General features: G+C 69.7%; 15 protein-coding genes. 3 read left to right on the top strand and 12 right to left on the bottom strand.

From position 1 onward, the window contains the following. Positions 1 to 25 precede the first annotated feature (25 nt). The 7 genes from U9J66_RS21060 to U9J66_RS21030 form a co-directional block, all read right to left on the bottom strand. Positions 26 to 1,417: an MFS transporter gene (locus tag U9J66_RS21060; protein WP_014909633.1), complete on the bottom strand. Its 1,392-nt coding sequence runs from the start codon at positions 1,415 to 1,417 to the stop codon at positions 26 to 28. After that, complete coding sequence (locus U9J66_RS21055) at positions 1,414 to 2,403, bottom strand: oxygenase MpaB family protein (RefSeq protein ID WP_042282741.1); 990 nt, start codon at positions 2,401 to 2,403, stop codon at positions 1,414 to 1,416. The genes U9J66_RS21060 and U9J66_RS21055 overlap by 4 nt, the downstream gene beginning before the upstream one ends. A 107-nt stretch (positions 2,404 to 2,510) precedes the next feature. Further along, the gene (locus U9J66_RS21050; protein WP_326338459.1) at positions 2,511 to 3,491 is read right to left on the bottom strand and encodes an oxygenase MpaB family protein; all 981 of its coding nucleotides are present in this window, start codon (positions 3,489 to 3,491) and stop codon (positions 2,511 to 2,513) included. 268 nt (positions 3,492 to 3,759) lie between these two features. Beyond that, positions 3,760 to 4,344, bottom strand: coding sequence for a GTP-binding protein (locus tag U9J66_RS21045; protein ID WP_014911992.1), 585 nt, complete (start codon positions 4,342 to 4,344; stop codon positions 3,760 to 3,762). Beyond that, positions 4,325 to 4,762, bottom strand: a complete 438-nt coding sequence (locus U9J66_RS21040; RefSeq protein WP_017535545.1) for a DUF742 domain-containing protein — start codon at positions 4,760 to 4,762, stop codon at positions 4,325 to 4,327. Before U9J66_RS21040 ends, U9J66_RS21045 begins: the two co-directional genes overlap by 20 nt. Before the next feature lie 8 nt (positions 4,763 to 4,770). Next, positions 4,771 to 5,214, bottom strand: coding sequence for a roadblock/LC7 domain-containing protein (locus U9J66_RS21035; RefSeq protein ID WP_014908573.1), 444 nt, complete (start codon positions 5,212 to 5,214; stop codon positions 4,771 to 4,773). Positions 5,215 to 5,216: 2 nt separating this feature from the next. Further along, complete coding sequence (locus tag U9J66_RS21030; protein ID WP_326338458.1) at positions 5,217 to 7,838, bottom strand: nitrate- and nitrite sensing domain-containing protein; 2,622 nt, start codon at positions 7,836 to 7,838, stop codon at positions 5,217 to 5,219. A 454-nt stretch (positions 7,839 to 8,292) separates the two neighbouring features. Between U9J66_RS21030 and U9J66_RS21025 the strand changes: the two genes are divergently transcribed. Then, a complete protein-coding gene (locus U9J66_RS21025; RefSeq protein WP_326338457.1) occupies positions 8,293 to 9,372 on the top strand; it encodes an antibiotic resistance protein VanZ in 1,080 nt (359 codons plus the stop codon). Between the two features lie 63 nt (positions 9,373 to 9,435). On the opposite strand, the gene U9J66_RS21020 is transcribed toward U9J66_RS21025, so the two are convergent. The 4 genes from U9J66_RS21020 to U9J66_RS21005 all read right to left on the bottom strand — a co-directional run bounded on the left by U9J66_RS21020 (position 9,436) and on the right by U9J66_RS21005 (position 13,552). Further along, complete coding sequence (locus U9J66_RS21020) at positions 9,436 to 9,885, bottom strand: DUF3592 domain-containing protein (protein WP_017535548.1); 450 nt, start codon at positions 9,883 to 9,885, stop codon at positions 9,436 to 9,438. 43 nt (positions 9,886 to 9,928) lie between these two features. Beyond that, on the bottom strand, positions 9,929 to 10,573 hold the full coding sequence (locus tag U9J66_RS21015; RefSeq protein WP_014911829.1) for a TetR/AcrR family transcriptional regulator: 645 nt from the start codon (positions 10,571 to 10,573) through the stop codon (positions 9,929 to 9,931). Positions 10,574 to 10,668: 95 nt separating this feature from the next. Then, on the bottom strand, positions 10,669 to 12,711 hold the full coding sequence (locus U9J66_RS21010; protein WP_017535549.1) for a YhgE/Pip domain-containing protein: 2,043 nt from the start codon (positions 12,709 to 12,711) through the stop codon (positions 10,669 to 10,671). A gap of 52 nt (positions 12,712 to 12,763) precedes the next feature. Then, on the bottom strand, positions 12,764 to 13,552 hold the full coding sequence (locus tag U9J66_RS21005; RefSeq protein WP_017535550.1) for an ATP-binding cassette domain-containing protein: 789 nt from the start codon (positions 13,550 to 13,552) through the stop codon (positions 12,764 to 12,766). Positions 13,553 to 13,801: 249 nt separating this feature from the next. Between U9J66_RS21005 and U9J66_RS21000 the strand changes: the two genes are divergently transcribed. Both U9J66_RS21000 and U9J66_RS20995 read left to right on the top strand, forming a co-directional pair. Further along, a complete protein-coding gene (locus U9J66_RS21000; RefSeq protein ID WP_326338456.1) occupies positions 13,802 to 14,659 on the top strand; it encodes a M23 family metallopeptidase in 858 nt (285 codons plus the stop codon). A 70-nt stretch (positions 14,660 to 14,729) separates the two neighbouring features. Continuing rightward, positions 14,730 to 15,500, top strand: coding sequence for an endonuclease V (locus U9J66_RS20995; protein ID WP_014909109.1), 771 nt, complete (start codon positions 14,730 to 14,732; stop codon positions 15,498 to 15,500). 71 nt (positions 15,501 to 15,571) lie between these two features. On the opposite strand, the gene U9J66_RS20990 is transcribed toward U9J66_RS20995, so the two are convergent. After that, on the bottom strand, positions 15,572 to 17,011 hold the full coding sequence (locus tag U9J66_RS20990) for a GuaB1 family IMP dehydrogenase-related protein (protein WP_014909822.1): 1,440 nt from the start codon (positions 17,009 to 17,011) through the stop codon (positions 15,572 to 15,574). Positions 17,012 to 17,127 lie beyond the last annotated feature (116 nt).

Raw genomic sequence — 17,127 nt, 5'->3', positions numbered from 1 at the left:
CCCGGTCGGGACCACCGGGGGAGGGTCAGACCCCCACGACCTCGGACCCCTCGGAGGGACCCTCCGGGCCGGAGGCCTCGGGGAGGTGCTCCCGGGTGAGCCGGTAGAACATCAGTGGGATCAGGCAGGAGAGCATGACCAGGGCCGGCAACAGGGTGCTGCCGATCAGCATGCCGCGCAGCGCCGAGTCGCTCTGCCGGACGACCTCCCCGGCGCCGGACTCCACGTACCCGCTCACCGCGAGGCACAGCGAGAGCAGGCCGGTGCCGATGGCCTGGGCCAGCGCGTCGCCCGCGGTCCAGACCCCGGACAGCACGCCGCTCTGGCGGCGACCGGAGCCGTCGTCGGTGGCCAGGCAGTCGGCCAGCATCGACCAGGGGAGCAGATGGACACCGGACAGCCCGATGCCCACCAGCACGGAGGAGAACACGGCCCCGGGGACACCCCACACGGGGATGAACAGGAGGCCGAGGCCGCCCATCGCGAACACGACGGCGGAGAGGCCCGCGGCGCTCCGCTTGTCCGACCGGACCGACAGGCGCTTCCACAGGGGGGCCGTGGCGATCAGCGGCACCAGTACGCACACCATGAGGATGCTCGTGTAGGCGGGCTCGCCCATCACGTTGGCGGTCACGTACGGAACCCCGGCCACCATGGTCCCGCTCGCCACGCCCATGAGCAGGTTGGCCGGGAACAACACCCGGAAGTGACGGTGCGAGAAGGCCGAACGCAGCTGGCCGAGGATGTTCTCGGTGCGCGCGGGGAAGGCCGGGCGCGGCGCCCGACGGGTACCGATCACACTGCCGAGCATGGCGAACAGGATGACCGCGCCCATGGCCAGGCCCATCAGACGGTAGCCCGTCACCGGGTCCTCGGGGGCGGATTGCAGCACCGGGGCCAGCGCCCCGCCCAACATCAGCGCCAACCCCACGAACGCGGTCCGCCACGTGTTGAAGGTGGAGCGTTCGTGGTAGTCGGAGGTGATCTCACCGGGCATGGCCGCGTGCGGCACCTGGAACATCGAGGAGGCCAGGGCCGCGAGCACGAACAGCACCGCGACGTAGACGGCGGCGGCGTTCCCCTGGAGCGGGGGGCCGAAGAACAGCGCCGCGAAGAGCACCGGCAGGGTCACCGCTCCGGCGAGCATCCACGGCCGACGCGGCCCCCAGGAGGAACGTGTCCGATCGGACCGGACGCCGATGTAGGGGCTGATCAGGAGATCGGCGATCTTCGGTAGGAAGATCACCGCCCCGGCCACCGCCGGACCGACGGCCAGGGTGTCGGTCAGGTAGATGAGCAGCAGCAGTCCGGGGACGGTGTTGAAGATCCCCGTGGCCACCGCGCCGCTGCCGTACCAGGCGTGCACCGAGCGAGGCAGCGGAGCGGCTCCGACGGGGGTGTCGGGGGCGGTGCTCACGCGCGATCATCGGCCTTCGCGGCCTCGGACGCCTCGGCGTCGGCCCCCGAGGACGCGGCCTCTCGGGGACGGTCCCCCTCCGCGCCGTACAGCTCCTCGTGGGCCACGGGGTCCACGTTGTGCCGGACCGGGCAGGTGGCCGGGAAGGTGCCCATCTTGTCGATGTCGTAGCCGTCGGGGTAGCTGCGGATGTTCGGGTTCAGGTCCGCCCACAGCGGTTCCTCGCGCGGCTTCATCCGGCGCACGACCTTGGCCCGCAGCTTGAGGGCGATGTCGGCGCCCTTGCGCCAGCCCCGACCGGGCGGGTCGTACCGGAAGGTCCGGATGAGCGAGTCGTCCAGGATCGCCATCGAGAACTTGCGGGCCAGACCGGACACGCGTGGCGGATAGAACGTCACCATGAGGTCGAGGGTGGCGTCGGAGACCGCGCGTCCGCCCTCGGTGTAGGCGAAGTTCTCCTTCTCATAGGTGTCGAGAAGGTCGCGGAACTCCTCATAGGTCTCGGGGATGTCCTTGATCCCCATGTACTTTCCGAGCTTGCGGTAGTAGTTGGTGATCCCCGAGATCTCGTGGTCGCTCAGTCGTCGCCAGCCGTAGCCGTAGTCGTTGAGCCAGCGGACCGGCATGACGACGAAGGTGCTCAGCACGTATCGGTAGTCGTCGTTGGAGATGTCGTAGGAGCGGTGCATCTGGTTCATCCGGCGCAGGGCGTCGCGGCCCTTACCCGGCTCGAACCCGTACCGCATCATGTTGCCGAGGATGAGGGCCGTGTCGTCGTAGCGTTTCTGGGTCTTTCCGGTGAACTCGTCCGTCCGCCCGAGGAGTTCGCCGATGCTCGGGACCGCGTAGGTGCGGTAGAGGGCGATCCCCAGAGCCCTGCCCATGTCCCACGGGAATTCGTGGGAGGTCAGGATCTGGACGATGCGCACGCAGTCGGCCTCGGCGTCGAGGCGGTGGATCTCGTCGCGCCAGTCGAAACGCTTCATTCTGGGGTCCTTCAGGGGAAGAGGGGGCGATGGACAACGGGGGGACCGCTCGTGGGGGCGTGGGCCGTATCGATGAGGGTCCGGCCCGGGAAAGGGGTCGGGGGCGCCTATCGCGCGTCGGTGGTCGCGTCGCCCGAGGGGTCGGACGTCGCGGGGGCGACGGCCTGGCCGGGTGCGGGGACGTGGGCGCCGGTTCCGGGCACCTCCCGGGTGAGCATGTCGTGGGGGATCGGGCAGCCCTTCGGGAAGGTCCCGATCCGGGAGGGGTGATAGCCGTCGGGGTAGCTGCGGACGTTGGAACTGGAACGTGCCCACTTCGGTTCCTCGCGCGGCCTCATCCGGCGCACGACCTTGGCGCGGGCCTTGAGCGCGACGTCCCCGGCCCTGCGCCAGAAGGCGGACGGCTCGGGGTAGCGGAAGGCCCGGATCAGGCTGTCGTCCAGCAGCCCCTTGGTGAAGGGGCGGACCAGCGGCCGCTGCCACGCGGGGTAGAAGTCGACCATGAGGTCGAGGGTGGCGTCGGAGACCGCGCGTCCGCCCTCGGTGTAGGCGAAGTGCTCGGCCTCGTAGGAGTCCATGAGTTCGCGGAACTCCTCGTAGGTCTCGGGGATGTCCTTGATCCCCATGTGCCTGCCGAGCTTGCGGTAGTAGTTCGTGGAGGCGGCGATCTCGTGGTCGCTCAGTCGTCGCCAGCCATAGCCGTAGTCGTTGAGCCAGCGGACCGGCATGACGACGAAGGTGCTCAGCACGTATCGGTAGTCGTCGTTGGAGATGTCGTAGGAGCGGTGCATCTGGTTCATCCGGCGCAGGGCGTCACGGCCGCGGCCGGGCTCGAAGCCGTGCTCCAGGATGTCGTTGAGGATGAGCACGGTGTCGTCGTAGCGGTGTTGGGGGCGCGCGGTGAACTCACGGGTGCCGCCGAGGAGTTCGCCGATGCTCGGAACCGCGTAGGTGCGGTAGAGGGCCAGCCCCAAGGCCTGCTCGATGTCCCAGGGGAACTCCCGGGTCGACAGGATGCGGACGATCTCCTCGTAGTCCTCCTCGGCGTCCAGTGTGCGGATCTTGTCGCGCCATTCGAAACGCTTCATGGGAACTCCACCTTCGTCCGGACCCGCCCGAGACGGGTCCAGGGTCGTCGGGTACGTGAAACACCACTCCATGGGCGTTTCGCCGCCCCGCACTTTACCGGGGAGGCCTTCGTGTACAGGAGAGGAAGGCGCTTCGTACCCTCGAACATCCCGAACCGTGTCCCGAATGTTCTCCTTCTCGTCCTCTGTATCCCCGCCCGTCCTTCACCGGCACACCTCGTGGAACGATGACGCGAAAGGTCGACGCCCCGGACCCGGACGGAGCGGTTCAGGCGGCGACGCGTTCGGCGACCCGGTTCACCAGTGACAGCAGGACCTCCTTGGCCGATGCCCGATCCCGCGCGTCGCACAGCACCACCGGGGTCTCCGGGCTGAGGCTCAACGCCTCCCGGACCTCGTCCGGCGCGTACCTGTGGGCGCCCTCGAAACAGTTCACCGCCACCACGAAGGGCACGTCCCGGCGTTCGAAGAAGTCCACCGAGGCGAAGCAGGTCTCCAACCGGCGCGTGTCGGCGATGACGACCGCGCCCAGGGCGCCCTCCGAGAGCTCCTCCCACATGAACCAGAAGCGCTCCTGGCCGGGTGTTCCGAACAGGTACAGCACCAGGCTCTCGTTGATGGTGATCCGACCGAAGTCCAACGCCACCGTGGTGGTCGTCTTGGACTCCACCCCGGACAGGTCGTCGACCCCGTAGCTGGCCTCGGTCATCACCTCCTCGGTGCTGAGCGGGGCGATCTCGCTGACCGACCCCACGAGTGTCGTCTTCCCGGCGCCGAAGCCACCGGCGATCAGGATCTTCAGCGCCGAGGGGACCGGGGCCTCGGCGACGGGGTCAAAGTCTCTGGATGCCATCGAGAACCGCCTGGAGTACGTCCCGGCTCACCGGGCTCTTTGCTGTGTAGGGGGCGCGGGCCAAGGCCAGACCGCGGTTGAGAAGGTCACTGAGCAGGACCTTGACCACGGCGACCGGGATGTCCAGGTGAGCGGACACCTCGGCCACCGACTGGGGGCGACGACACAGCTCCAGGATGCGGAGCTGCTCCGGTTCGAGCGCCAACTCGTCGACCTCGGCGCGCTTGGCCGCGATCACCACGCTGATCATGTCCAGGCGGACGCTGTCGGCGTGGTCGCGGCCCTGCGCGATGACGTAGGGCCGGACCAGTCGGTCGTCCTCTCCGGCACCGGTGTCGTCGTCGAACCCGTCTATCGGGTCACGATGCTCGAGACCGTGCCGTGGATCGTTCGGATCGAACTCGTCATGCTCTTGCATATCGACCCCTAGCGAGTGGCTTCCCGGGTGGCGCTCTCATGTCGTGGAGCGGCGTCCATGTAACGGCCGACCTGGTCGACCAGGACGTTCATCTCGTAGGCGATGAGACCGACGTCGGCGCTCTCCTCGGCGAGGACGGCCAGACAGGCACCGCGCCCGGCCCCGGTGACGAAGAGGTAGGCGCTCTCCATCTCGACGACGGTCTGTAGCACCTCGCCGCCGCCGAAGTGGCGGCCGGTGCCGCGGGCCAGGCTCTGGAAGGCGGAGGCCACGGCGGACAGGTGCTCGGCGTCCTCCTTCTCCAGACTCTCGGAGCGGCCGATCAACAGGCCGTCGGCGGAGAGGACGATCGCGTGCCGGGAGCCGACGGCCCGCTCCAGCAGCTCATCGAGCAGCCAGTCGATGTTCTTCCGGCCCGCGGCGTTCCCGCCTGCGCTTTCGGTACTGGTCACGGTTAAGCGTCCTTGTCGGTGTCGTTGGTCTTCTGCCTGCTCTCACGCCGTCCACGGTCCGTGCCCTTCTGGAAGGCGGACATGTTGCGGCGTAGGCGGGCCAGCCGTTCCGAGCTGTCGAGCGGGGACGAGGCCTTGCCCGGGGCACCGGACGCGGGCCCGCTCCCGCCCTCGCCGGCGGGGTCGCCGGCCAACTGGGGGGCGAGGTTCTCCTGGGGACGTCGTTTGGGCAGCGGCGGACGGCCGCTCTCGGTCCGCTCCGCCTCTTGGACGGGCGGGGCGGCGGGTTCGGGGGTGGTGTTCTCGGGAGAGGGCTCGGAGTCCCTCGGGCGCTTCGGAGCGGGCGCGGCCGGCTCGGGGGAGGGGGTCGAGGTCTTCGGACGGTCGGGCACCGCGCTGATCCGGGAGGTGCGGGTGGGCAGCGGGGGACGGTCCTCGGTGCTCCCGCCGAGGAGGTCGCTCCCCTGGTCGGGGGCGCTCGGAGTGGTGGTCACCGAGGTCAGGACCGGCTTTCCGGCCGGTTCGGAGGACGAGGGCTCGCCGTCCGTCAGAGCGGCCTCAGGGGTGCGGTCCACGATCTCGCGGACCTCCCAGATGTCCTCTTCGGTCTCGTCGGAGGCGGGCAGAGGGGCACGATCCCCGGAGATCAGCTCCTGCGGCAGCAGGACGATGGCCAGAACGCCGCCGTAGGGGGAAGGGCGCAGGTGCACGCCGATGCCGTGACGGTGGGCCAGATGCGAGACGACGAAGAGGCCCAGGCGCATCTTCTCGTTGAGACGCATGACGTCGAACTCGGGCGGCTCGGACAGCAGGGCGTTGGCCGACGCGAACTCGGCGTCGGACATGCCCAGACCGCGGTCCTCGATCTCGACGGTCACGCCGTTGGGCACGGACTCGCTGCTCAGACGCACGTTGGTGTGCGGGGGCGAGAACATCGCGGCGTTGTCGACCAGCTCGGCGACCAGGTGGATGACGTCGGCGACGGCCGGACCGTTGAGGTCGACGCGTGCGATGCGCTCGCGCTTGACGCGGGTGTAGTCGCCGGACTCGGAGATCGCGCCGCGCAGGACGTCGATCAGCGGCATCGGGCGGTGCCAGGTACGTCCGGGCGCCTCGCCACCGAGGATCAGCAGGTTCTCGGCGTTACGCCGCGAACGGGTCGCCAGGTGGTCCAGTTTGAACAGCTGTGCGAGCTGCTCGGGATCCTCCTGCTCGCGCTCCATCCGGTCCAACAGGCGGAGCTGTCGGTGGACGAGGGTCTGGCTCCGGTGCGCGATGTTCAGGAAGACGCGGTTGACGCCCTGGCGCAGCTCCGTCTGCTGGACCGCCTCCTCGACCGCCGCGCGCTGGGCGGTGTTGAAGGAGCGGGCGACGTCGCCGATCTCGTCGTCCTCCGCCCGGAGCTCGGGCAGTTCGGAGCCGGTGTCGACGCGCTCGCCGCGGTGCAGGCGCTCCATGATCGCGGGAAGACGCTTCTCGGCCAGGTCCTGGGACTGGTCGCGCAGGGCCAGGAGACGGTCGGTGAGGTTGCGCGAGGAACGGCGGGCCAGGTAGAAGGCCAGTCCGGTCACGGCGGCCACGCCGAGGCTGCCGCCGAGAGCGATCAGCACGGACCGGTTGGCGCCCTCGGTGGTCAGGGAGGCCGCGTAACGGGCCTCATCGGCGCCGATGTCGGTGAGCTCGGACAGGACGTGGCCGTAGGCCGCGTCCCACTCGTCCCGGTCCACCGGCATGGACAGGTCGTCGACGGTCTGAGGGGCCAGGGTGACCGGATCGGTGATGGTCTCGGAGGAGACCTCGCGCTCCGTGATCCGCTCCTGCATCTCGAGGAGCGAGGCGTACTCGGGGCCGTCCAGCACCGCTTCGAACCGCTCGGCCTGACCGGGGCCGCCCAGGTAGCCGGCGTTGGCGTCCAGGAAGGCCTGGTAGGTGCCGACCAGGCGGGTGAACTCGCGCTGGTCCTCGACCGAGAGTTCGTCGGTGGCGAAGGCCCGGGAGAGCTGGGCGTCGGAACGTGAGAAGGCGTCCACCGCGCGGAACATGTAGACCGCGGTGAAGCTGGGGTTGACGGAGGGGCCGCCGTCGCTGCTCAGACGCCCCTGGCTGTCGAAGCTGTCGGCGCCGTGCAGGACCAGCTCGTTGTAGTAGTCGAGGACGTCGTCACGGCTCGCGTTCCCGGAGTCGACGGCCTCTCGGATCTCGTCGACGTCCTGGTACATGTCGTACAGCATCTCGATGTGCATGCCCGCCTCTTCGGGGGCGATGTCCACGAAGGTGATGAGCTCGGAGACGACCGTGCCGAGGGACTCGTCGGTGGAGTGACGGGCCTCGGTGAGGCGCTGGGTCAGGTCGGCGTCGTCGGGGTTCTCGATGTAGGCGATCGTCGCCGACCGCTCCGTCATCGCGTCGACCAGACCGATCGCGGCCGGGGTGACCAGTTCGTGGGTGGCCTTGGCACGGAGGAGTCGGAAGACCGCTTCGCCACCGAGCGCGACGGTGAGGATCAGCCACAGCGCGATCAGGGCGGCCGTGGGGATCGTGACCATGGCGCGGATACGGGCGGTGATCGTCCGCCCACGTTTCTTCGGTACTTCCTGCACGGTGCTCCTGTCGATCCGCGTCATGAGGTCTTACGGGGAGCCGGATCCGTGGTCGCCCGGTCGCCGATGGCGACGGGGGACGGGTACGCGGACTCCCGCCCGGACACCGCGTTCCTCCCGGACGGGGTGACGCGGATTCGCCGCCGGGGTGACCACTGGCGGGTCTTTTCGGCGTGGGGGATCGTATCTCGGCTGGGAAACGCCGGTTTATCCGGGGGCGTAGGCAGTCTGCCATGAACTGGTGGAATGTTCATAGAAGTGCAGCTCTGGGGCTTGCTGTGCCCTGTGGGGTCGGTGTTATGGAAAGCCATAGGACGAACTTCACATGTGACCGTATAGGTGGATCTTGCTTCCTTATCGCCCCTGAACGACGGGGTCTCGGGAACGGATCGGGGCCCGAATCCCGGTTCCCCGCACACACGGGTTCCGGCCGTACTAGCGTTACGGCGCGGAACAGGCCGAATCGGGAGGAGACGTGATGGGGCAACCGTTCGGCGGCGGACAGGCGGCCATCGACGTGGCGGTCGCGGCCGTACCACTGCTGACGGTGATCGGCGCCGCCCTCTATCTGAACGGCCAGCATCGCCGCTATGGACGCCCGACGGGCTGGTCGGGGACGCTCACACGGGCCGCGCTCCTCGTCGGCGCCGGCCTGGTCGCCTACGCGGTCTGGCCGTTGCCCGCCTCCATCGACGGGCTCTGCCCGGTCGTCCCCGAGGCCGCCCCGCCACCGGATCCGCGTTCGATCGCCCTGACCCTCGGGCTCTTCCTCCCGGTGGGGATCCTGGCCCGGGCCCGATTCCGTCGCGGGCTCCTGGTCACGCTCGCCCTGGGCACCGCCCTGGCACTGGCGGTGACGGCGATCCGCGCCACCGGGGTCCTCGGCCTGTACCCGTGCTCCTACAACGTGGACGCGCCCGAACTCACCGGGGTCGCCGTGGCCGGGGTCCTGCTCGGTTGGCTCCTGGCCCGTTGGGCCCCGACTCTGTGGCCGTACGGTCCGCACCGGTCCTGGCCCGGAGCGGTCCCCGACCGGGCCGCGCCCGACCTCCTCCGGCGGGCTCTGGGCACTCTCCTGGACCTGGGGGCGTGGTGGTTCGGATCGCAGCTGGTCCTCGCCCTGATCGCCGTCTACGGTCCGGTCCCGTCGGATCTCGAGGCCCGGGCGCGGATCGCCGTGCTCTCGGGCGTCGCCCTGCTCCTCGGGGTCCTGGTGCCCATGCTCCGTCGTGACCGCTGCTCGCCGGGGCGCGCCGCCGTGCACCTCGCGTTGACCGAACGCTCCATGTCCCGCCCGGCCGGGCGCCACCTGGTCCTGGCCCGGACCGTGCTGCTGTCCCTGCCGGTGGTCCTGCTCATCGCCTCGGGCCACGGCTGGTGGGCGTTGGCCGTGGTCGCCGTGCACGCCTCCGCCGCGGTGGTCCGTCCGGACGGTACCGGTCTGGTCGACCTGCTCTGCGGGGTCAGGGTGCGCACCCGCTCCACCATCGACGGTGCCCTTCCCGGCCGCCTGGTGCGCTATTCGCCTCCGGAGACACGGGCCCCGGCCTCCGTCTGAACGGTGCGGGCCCCACGTGGGCGAGGAAGGGCCCCGTGATGTCCACGGGGCCCTTCCGAACGTTCACACGGGGAGGAGACGGGTCGTCCCCCGATCCTCGGAGAGCGGCGCGGCCAGGTCGCTCCAGTGCAGGTAGCCGAGGAACAGCCCCGCCGCCACCAGGGCGAGACCGAGCCCGCCGAACAGCCCGCGCACCCAGTGACTCAACCAGGGGGCGGCGACGATCCGGGCCCGCTCGGGAAGATCGGGGTCGTAGGAGACGGTGACGATCTCGCCCGCCCGGGAGGCGGTCCAACCCGTGTTCTCGTGTTCGGCGTGCACCTCCTTGCCCTCCTCGGTCTGGAACTGCACGATCATGCGGGAGGCGACCGACGTCTCGTGGTAGCCGATCACCCTTCCCTTGGCGCGCACGCCGTGCCGGACCAGGCGTAGTTCCAGACGGGTGTCGCGCATGACGATCCACAGCAGGATCGCGCCGGCGATCAGGGGGAGCAGAGGGTACAGATCGGCCATGGCAAGGGGGTCCTCTCCGGGATGTTCGGGACGGGCCGGGCGCTCAACGCGGTGAGGCGGGGGAACCGATCAGACCGTCGGCCATGTGCGCCAGGGTGGTGTGGATCTCCTCGATCGGGCGTTCGGGTTGCAGGGTCCGCCAGTCGAGGGCCACCGTCACCACCATGCCGAACAGAGCCGATCCCGCAAGCGATGTGTCCAGGTCCGGCCGGGTCAGACCGCGTTCGACCAGGACGTCCAGACGCTCGGTGATGACCCCGATCGCCTGCGTGCGGATCTGCCGGACGGTGGCGTACCAGGAGCGGTTGGTGCGCCAGGCCTCGGCCATCAACAGTCGGGCCAGGGCCTCGTGGGTGCCGATGAACACGACCCCGGCGCGCAGCACCTCGGTCAGTGCCCGACGGGGCTCCATCCCGGGTGCGGGGACCGCCTCGCGCAGGGTGTCGGCCAGCCGGGTCACGCCCCACTTCATGAGGGCGGCGTAGAGCTCGTCCTTGCCACCGAAGTTGTAGTAGACCGTGCCCTTGGCGACCCCGGCCCGCTCGGCGATCTCGTCCACGGTGGTGGAGCCGTAACCCTGTTCGGAGATCAGGGTGACGGCCGCGTCGAACAACTTGCGTCGGGTCGCCTCGCGGCGGCCGCCGACGGGCTTCTCCGGGGTGGGGGTCCTCATGTTCATCGGCTCCATTGTGCCCTTTGTTCGGAGGACGTCCTTTGTTCGGTTCCTCCGGTGCCGGTGCGACCGACACCGGAGGAACACGGTCCGAAGGACGCCGTTCCTCTCTAGACCTTCAAGGCGGGGTAGAGGGTGGACATCGACCAGACGCGTTTGCGGGCCACGGCCAGCCAGGTCAGCAGCAGCGGGACCACCAGCCACAGACCCATGACGCCGAAGGCCTGCGCGACCACGTTCATGTCACCGCCGCCGATGAGGTGCCGCATGGCGGTCACCCCCCAGTGCAGGGGCAGGTACGGTGCGATCGCCTGGAAGAAGGTCGGGCTGGTCTCGATCGGATAGGTACCGCCCGCCGAGGTCAACTGGAGCACCAGCAGAGCCAGGGCGATGACCCGTCCGGCCGCACCGAACCGCACGGTGAGGAACTGGACGGTGGCGGCGAAGGCGGATGCCGTGAGCAGCAGGAACGCCAGCATCAGTGGCCAGTTCCGTGACTCCAGTCCCAGGCCCACGTGCAGCACGCCCATCATGACCAGCACCTGCGCCCAACCGAGCATCATCGGGACCATACGGCCGGCCAGCGCCACGCGCCAGGACGGCGAGGAGGAGGCCAGACCCCGGTTGGACAGGGCCGGCAGCACCATGAACACCACCATCGCGCCGACCCACAGGGACAGGGGCACGAAGAACGGGGCGAAGCCGGTGCCGTAGTTGGGCACCTCGTTGTCCACCTCGCTGTCCAAACGGACCGGCTCGCTCATCATGTCGGCGGCGTCGGCCCGGCCGGAATCGGAGTAGGTGGGGATCTCGTCGACGCCGTCGTTGAGTCCGTCGGCCAGCTCCTCGGAGCCGGAGGACAGGTCGCCCAGACCGTCGTGCAGACGGTCGGCGCCGCCGCTGAGCTCGCCCAGTCCGCTGTCGAGGTCGCTCGCACCGCTGGAGGCGTCGGAGAGGCCGTCCCGGATCTTCCGGGAACCCTCGGCCAGTTCCTCCAGACCTTCGGCCAGGGCGTCGATCTGGTCGCGGGCGTCCTCGGCCTTGCTCACGGTGTTCGGCAGGTCGTCGGCGACCTCGACCGCCCTCTCGCTCAGCGCGGCGGCCTCGGCGGCGGTGGAGTCGATCTCGTCCCGGTTGTCGTTGACGAACCCCGCCACGGACAGGGCGGTGCCCATCGCGTCGTCCAGGTCGGTCAGCAGCGCGTACAGGTCGGGCTGGTCCTTCTCCAGGTCGGGGTTCTCCTCCAAGAACGTGTCGAGACGTCCGTCGACCGCCTCCATACCGCTCACGTCGATCTCCTCCGGCAGTCGAGTGAGGGCCTGGGAGACGCCGTCGGTGACGTCGGCGATGGTCTCGGCGCGCGCCTGGATGTCCGGGATGTCCTCTTCCAGGCGGGGGAGGAGGTCGTCGGCGAGCTCGTCCAGTCGCTCGACCTTCGCGGAGACCTGGTCCGAGGCGCTGCCCGCGCCCTCGGCCAGCTCCTCGGAGCCCGAGTACAGCTCGGAGAGTCCGCCGCTGAGCGAACCGGCGCCCGTGTGGGCCTCGCCGATGCCCTCGGAGAGCTCGCCGGAGCCGCTCTCGGCGTCGCCCGCCCCGTCCGCGAGTTGTCCGGCGCCGTCGGCCGCCTCCTCGGTCTTGCCGTGGATCTCGTTGAAGCCGAGGAAGATCTGGTCCAGATAGTCGCCGATGGCGGTGCTCGCCGCCGTCTCGCGGATCTCCTTGAAGGCGCTGCCCGCCAACTGCCGGACGATGTAGCTGTTGGAGTCGTTGTAGTTCGCGACCAGGAGGGCGGGGGTGGGGTTCTCACGGTCTCGGGAGGGTGAGGTGAGGGCCTGGCTGAAGTGCGAGGGGATGGTGAGGGTGACGTAGTAGTCGCCGTCGTCCAGGCCTCGTGCGGCCTCGGCCGCGTCGACCAGGTGCCAGTCGAGGTCGCCGCGTTCCAACAGGGTGTCGGCCAGTTCCCCGCCGATGTCGACCTCCTCCCCGTCGACCTCGGCCCCCGTGTCCTCGTTGACCAGGGCGACCGGCAGGTGCTCCATGCGGTCGAAGGGGTCCCAGAAGGACCACAGGTACATCCCCGAGTAGAGCAGGGGGATGAGCATGAGGGCGGCCAGCGCCGCGGTGGGCAGCGGCGAGCGCAGGAAGGACCGCATGGTGAGCAGTCCGAGGCGGGGGACGGCGAGGAAGCGGTAGCGAGGGGCTCTGTCAGCTCTGGGCACGGTGGGCGCCTCCCTTACGGCCGTTCCTCTTGTCGCCGTCGGTGTCGTCCTTCTCGCCGTGGAGCAGGTCGGAGATGCCGATCACGCCTTCGTCCTCGGTGCTTTCGGGGGCCTCTCCCTGGTGGATGGGGATGGGGCCCTGGGTGTCGTCGTCGGCCACGGTGCCGAGTTCGCGGGCGTCGGCGCAGGTGGCGATGACGGTCAGTCCCTCCTCGGAGAGGTCCTTGAGGGTGCGCCACATCTCGGCCTGATGCTCGCCGCTCAGGCCGCCGTCGACGTCGTCGACGGCCAGGAGGCGGGGTTCGTAGACCAGTCCCAGGGCCATGCCGAGGCGCCTGCGTTCGGGCAGGGGGAGTTCCTTGATCAGGGTCTTGCGGTCCAGGTCGGCCAGTCCGACCGCCTCCATGGCCTCGTCCGCCACGGAACGGGCGGAGGGGCGCAGGCGCAGCAGGCGTGCCTCGGAGAGGTGCTCGCGGACCCGGAGGCGTTCGTCGAGGTCGTTGACGTCGTTCATGAGCCCCAGAGAGCTGATTCGACGGACCTTGCGGGCCTGCTTCGGGAGGGAGAAGCCGTCCACGTGCAGGGTGCCCCGGCTGGGGCGCATCCTCCCGGTGAGGGTGAGCAACAGGGCGCTGCGTCCACCGCCGGAATCGGCCTGGAAGACGGTGAGCGTTCCTGGGCGCGCGGTGAAGTCGATCCCCGTGTAGACGGGGCCCTCTCGGGTGGTGAGTGTGACGTCCTCGGCGTGCACACGTGCTCCGGTGGCCCGACGCATCCTTAGCGGCCTCCCTTTTTGAACTGACCGGTCAGTACAAATTCCGGGTCCACGGTACTCCCCGGAGTCGGTGCTCCTGAGCGTTGGGCCCTGTGGCCTCCGGCACAAAGAGGCGCTCCAGGGGCAGGGGGGATCCGAATCGGGATTTGACGGGGCGCTTGCCAGGTTCTTCGTGTAATTTGAAAAAATACGTAATCACGTAATAATGAAGGTGTAGGAGTGACGTCACATCGACAGCGGGGAGCGGCCATGCGGGAGAGAACACTGCGCGGGATCGGATCGGCGACGACGAGACTCTTCCTGCTGTACATGGTCGTGCTGCTGGCGCTGATCGTCGCCTGGCTCACCGATGTCCCGGTTCCCGATCACTCGCCCCTCCTCCTGGCCCTGATCGGCTTCGTGATCTGGGGGACGTCGGTACTGTGCACCTGGAGCGCCGACCGGATGGCCTCGCGCCGCGAGCCCTCCACCCCCGTGGAGGTGGCCCCTCCGGTCCGAGGGGCGTGGCAGGCGTTGAACGGTCCGGCCGACAAGGTGCCCAGCCACGGGGTCCGCTGGCTCGGACAGGCCTACGCGATCGACGTCCTCGTGGTCGAGGGACGTGAGGACGCCTCCCCTTGGAGCCCGATCGGACGCCCCGCGACCGCCTATCCGTCCTTCGGTGAGCCGCTGCTCGCCGTCGCCGACGCCACGGTCGTCCACGTCGACGACGGACAACGCGACCACCGAGGCCGCGACACCTATCCCGGTCTGGCCTACCTGATGCTGGAGGGGCTCGCCCGTTCCCTGGGAGGCCCGCGCCGCGTCCTCGGCAACCACGTGATCCTCGATCTGGGGGACGGCGTCCACGCTCTGTACGCCCACCTGCGTCGGGGCTCCGCGAGCGTGCGGGTCGGAGACCGTGTCGAGAAGGGCACGCCGATCGGCCTGTGCGGGAACTCCGGCAACTCCAGCGAGCCCCACCTGCACTTCCAACTCATGGACGACGCGAACCCGAAGTGGGCCGCCGGGCTCCCCTTCACCTGGACCGGGGTGGGTCTCCCCCCGAACGGCGAGGTCTTCACCGTCCCGGCCACCGGCAACGGGGCCGACGCGACGGGCTTCTGACGGCGGGGCGTCTCGCGAAAACCTAGACTGCGCCTGGACGCACGAAGGAAGACGACGGGGGACCGAGGACATGACGGAGATCGCCGAACGGGCGGCCGCTGCGCTGGACGATCCGGAGAACTGGCCGGAGGACCCCAAGGAGGCGGTGGTCCGGCAACGTCTGCTCGCCGACCGGGTGCGTACCGAGCCCCTCGACGCCGAAGGGGTCGAACTCGTCTGCGGACTGGACGTCAGCTACGGGGTGGGCGACACCGAACTCGCCGCGGCCGCCGTCGTCCTCGACGCCCGCACGCTGGAGGTGGTCGAGACCTCCCTGGTGACCGACACACCCTCCTTCCCCTACGTCTCGGGTCTCTTCGCCTTCCGTGAGCTGCCGCCGGTCCTGAAGGCGATCGAGGGACTGTCACTGACCCCCGACGTGTTCGTCAGCGACGGTTTCGGCCTGGCGCACCCCCGCCGGTTCGGGGTCGCCAGCCACCTGGGCGTGCTGATCGACGCGCGGGTGGTCGGCTCCGCCAAGTCCGTGCTGTACGGCCGCAACACCCCGCCCGGCGAGGAGCGCGGTTCCTGGACCCCGATGGTCGCCGGGCGCTCCGAGATCGTGGACGACACCTTCGCCCTCGCGGAGGAGGGGGCCGAGGTGATCGGCCGCACCCTGCGCACCCGTTCCCGGACCCGCCCGGTCTACGTCTCCGTGGGCCACCGGGTCGATCTGGAGGGGGCCGCCGACCTCATCATGCGGGTCTCCCCCAAGTACCGGATCCCCGAGCCCATCAGGCACGCCGACCGTCTGTGCGGTCTGTACCGCAAGGAGCACGAGGCCGGTGGGGCGGCGAAGTAGGAAGAGGCGGGAAACGGAGAGGGGAGGGGGCCGGGCCCCCTCCCCTCACTCGATCGTGGCGCGATCCTCGGTCACCAGCCGTTCTCCACGGGACGGCCCTCGTTGTAACCGGCGGCGCTCTGCACGCCCACCACGGCCCGCTCGTGGAACTCGGCCAGGGTGGTGGCGCCCGCGTAGGTCATCGAGCTGCGCACACCGGCGATGATCTGGTCGATGAGGTCCTCCACGCCGGGACGCTCGGCGTCCAGGTACATGCGCCCGGTGGAGATGCCCTCCTCGAACAGGGCCTTGCGCGCCCGGTCGAAGGGGGAGTCGTCGGAGGTGCGCAGCCGCACCGCGCGCGCCGACGCCATCCCGAAGCTCTCCTTGTACTGGCGTCCCTGGGCGTCGCGCATGACGTCGCCGGGCGACTCGTAGGTGCCCGCGAACCAGGAGCCCACCATGACGTTGGAGGCGCCGGCCGCCAGAGCGAGGGCCACGTCGCGCGGGTGGCGCACGCCGCCGTCGGCCCACACGTGGCCGCCCATCTCGCGGGCCGCGGCCGCGCACTCCAGGACGGCGGAGAACTGCGGACGGCCCACCGCGGTCATCATCCGGGTGGTGCACATGGCGCCCGGGCCCACGCCGACCTTGACGATGTCGGCCCCGGCCTCGATGAGGTCGCGGGTCCCCTGCGCCGTCACGATGTTGCCCGCGGCGATGGGCACGTCGGGCGAGAGCCCGCGGACCTTCTCGATCGCGGAGATCATCTTCTCCTGGTGGCCGTGCGCGGTATCGATCACCAGGGTGTCCACACCGGCGGCCAGCAGCTCGGAGGCCTTGCCCACGACGTCGCCGTTGATGCCGACGGCGGCGGCCACGCGCAGACGCCCCTCGGAGTCCACGGCCGGCGTGTACAGGGTCGAGCGCAGAGCGCCGGTCCGGGTGAGCACGCCGACGAGGGCGCCCTGCCCGTCCACCACCGGTGCCAGCCGGTGCCGGGACTCGTGCAGGATGCCGAAGGCCTCGCGCGGCTCGGTGCCCGCCGGGATGGTCAGCAGTTCGGCGGACATCACGTCGCGGAGCTGGGAGAAGCGGTCCACGCCCGCGCAGTCGGCCTCGGTGACCACACCGAGCGGACGACGCTCGTCGTCCACGACGATCAGGGCGTTGTGCGCACGCTTGGGCAGCAGGTTGAGCGCCTCACCGACGGTGCTCGTCGGGTTCAGCGTGATGGCGGTGTCGTACACCAGGTCGCGCCGCTTGGTCCAGGCGATGACGTCGGACACCACCTCGATGGGGATGTCCTGCGGGATGACGGTGATACCACCACGTCTGGAGACCGTCTCGGCCATCCGGCGCCCCGCGACGGCGGTCATGTTCGCCACGACCAGGGGGATGGTGGTGCCGGTGCCGTCCGGCGACGACAGGTCCACGCTGAGCCGGGAGCCCACGGCGCTGCGGCCGGGGACCATGAACACGTCGCTGTAGGTCAGGTCCTGGCTGGGGACCTGGTCGTTGAGAAAACGCAATGCCTCTACCTCGGTCGAGACCGAAGGGGGTGGACCACTCCGCGGGCTGGTCGCCGGCGGCACCCTGTTGATCCCCCTCTTACCTGTCAATTATGCCGTGGCCGATTACCGTGGAG

The sequence above is a fragment of the Nocardiopsis sp. LDBS1602 genome, from assembly GCF_035818715.1.
GTDB classification, from domain to species: Bacteria; Actinomycetota; Actinomycetes; order Streptosporangiales; family Streptosporangiaceae; genus Nocardiopsis; species Nocardiopsis alba.
The sequence above is the reverse complement of the archived record's forward strand: the minus strand, read 5'-3'. Positions and strand labels throughout refer to the sequence as shown.

Coding starts and splice junctions, on each gene's coding strand:
- U9J66_RS21045 (WP_014911992.1), bottom strand. CDS start 4,344: ATGGCATCCAGAGACTTTGACCCCGTCGCCGAGGCCCCGGTCCCCTCG.
- U9J66_RS21010 (WP_017535549.1), bottom strand. CDS start 12,711: ATGCGGTCCTTCCTGCGCTCGCCGCTGCCCACCGCGGCGCTGGCCGCC.
- U9J66_RS21025 (WP_326338457.1), top strand. CDS start 8,293: ATGGGGCAACCGTTCGGCGGCGGACAGGCGGCCATCGACGTGGCGGTC.
- U9J66_RS21055 (WP_042282741.1), bottom strand. CDS start 2,403: ATGAAGCGTTTCGACTGGCGCGACGAGATCCACCGCCTCGACGCCGAG.
- U9J66_RS21005 (WP_017535550.1), bottom strand. CDS start 13,552: ATGCGTCGGGCCACCGGAGCACGTGTGCACGCCGAGGACGTCACACTC.
- U9J66_RS21030 (WP_326338458.1), bottom strand. CDS start 7,838: ATGACGCGGATCGACAGGAGCACCGTGCAGGAAGTACCGAAGAAACGT.
- U9J66_RS20995 (WP_014909109.1), top strand. CDS start 14,730: ATGACGGAGATCGCCGAACGGGCGGCCGCTGCGCTGGACGATCCGGAG.
- U9J66_RS21020 (WP_017535548.1), bottom strand. CDS start 9,885: ATGGCCGATCTGTACCCTCTGCTCCCCCTGATCGCCGGCGCGATCCTG.
- U9J66_RS21015 (WP_014911829.1), bottom strand. CDS start 10,573: ATGGAGCCGATGAACATGAGGACCCCCACCCCGGAGAAGCCCGTCGGC.
- U9J66_RS21040 (WP_017535545.1), bottom strand. CDS start 4,762: ATGCAAGAGCATGACGAGTTCGATCCGAACGATCCACGGCACGGTCTC.
- U9J66_RS21000 (WP_326338456.1), top strand. CDS start 13,802: ATGCGGGAGAGAACACTGCGCGGGATCGGATCGGCGACGACGAGACTC.
- U9J66_RS21050 (WP_326338459.1), bottom strand. CDS start 3,491: ATGAAGCGTTTCGAATGGCGCGACAAGATCCGCACACTGGACGCCGAG.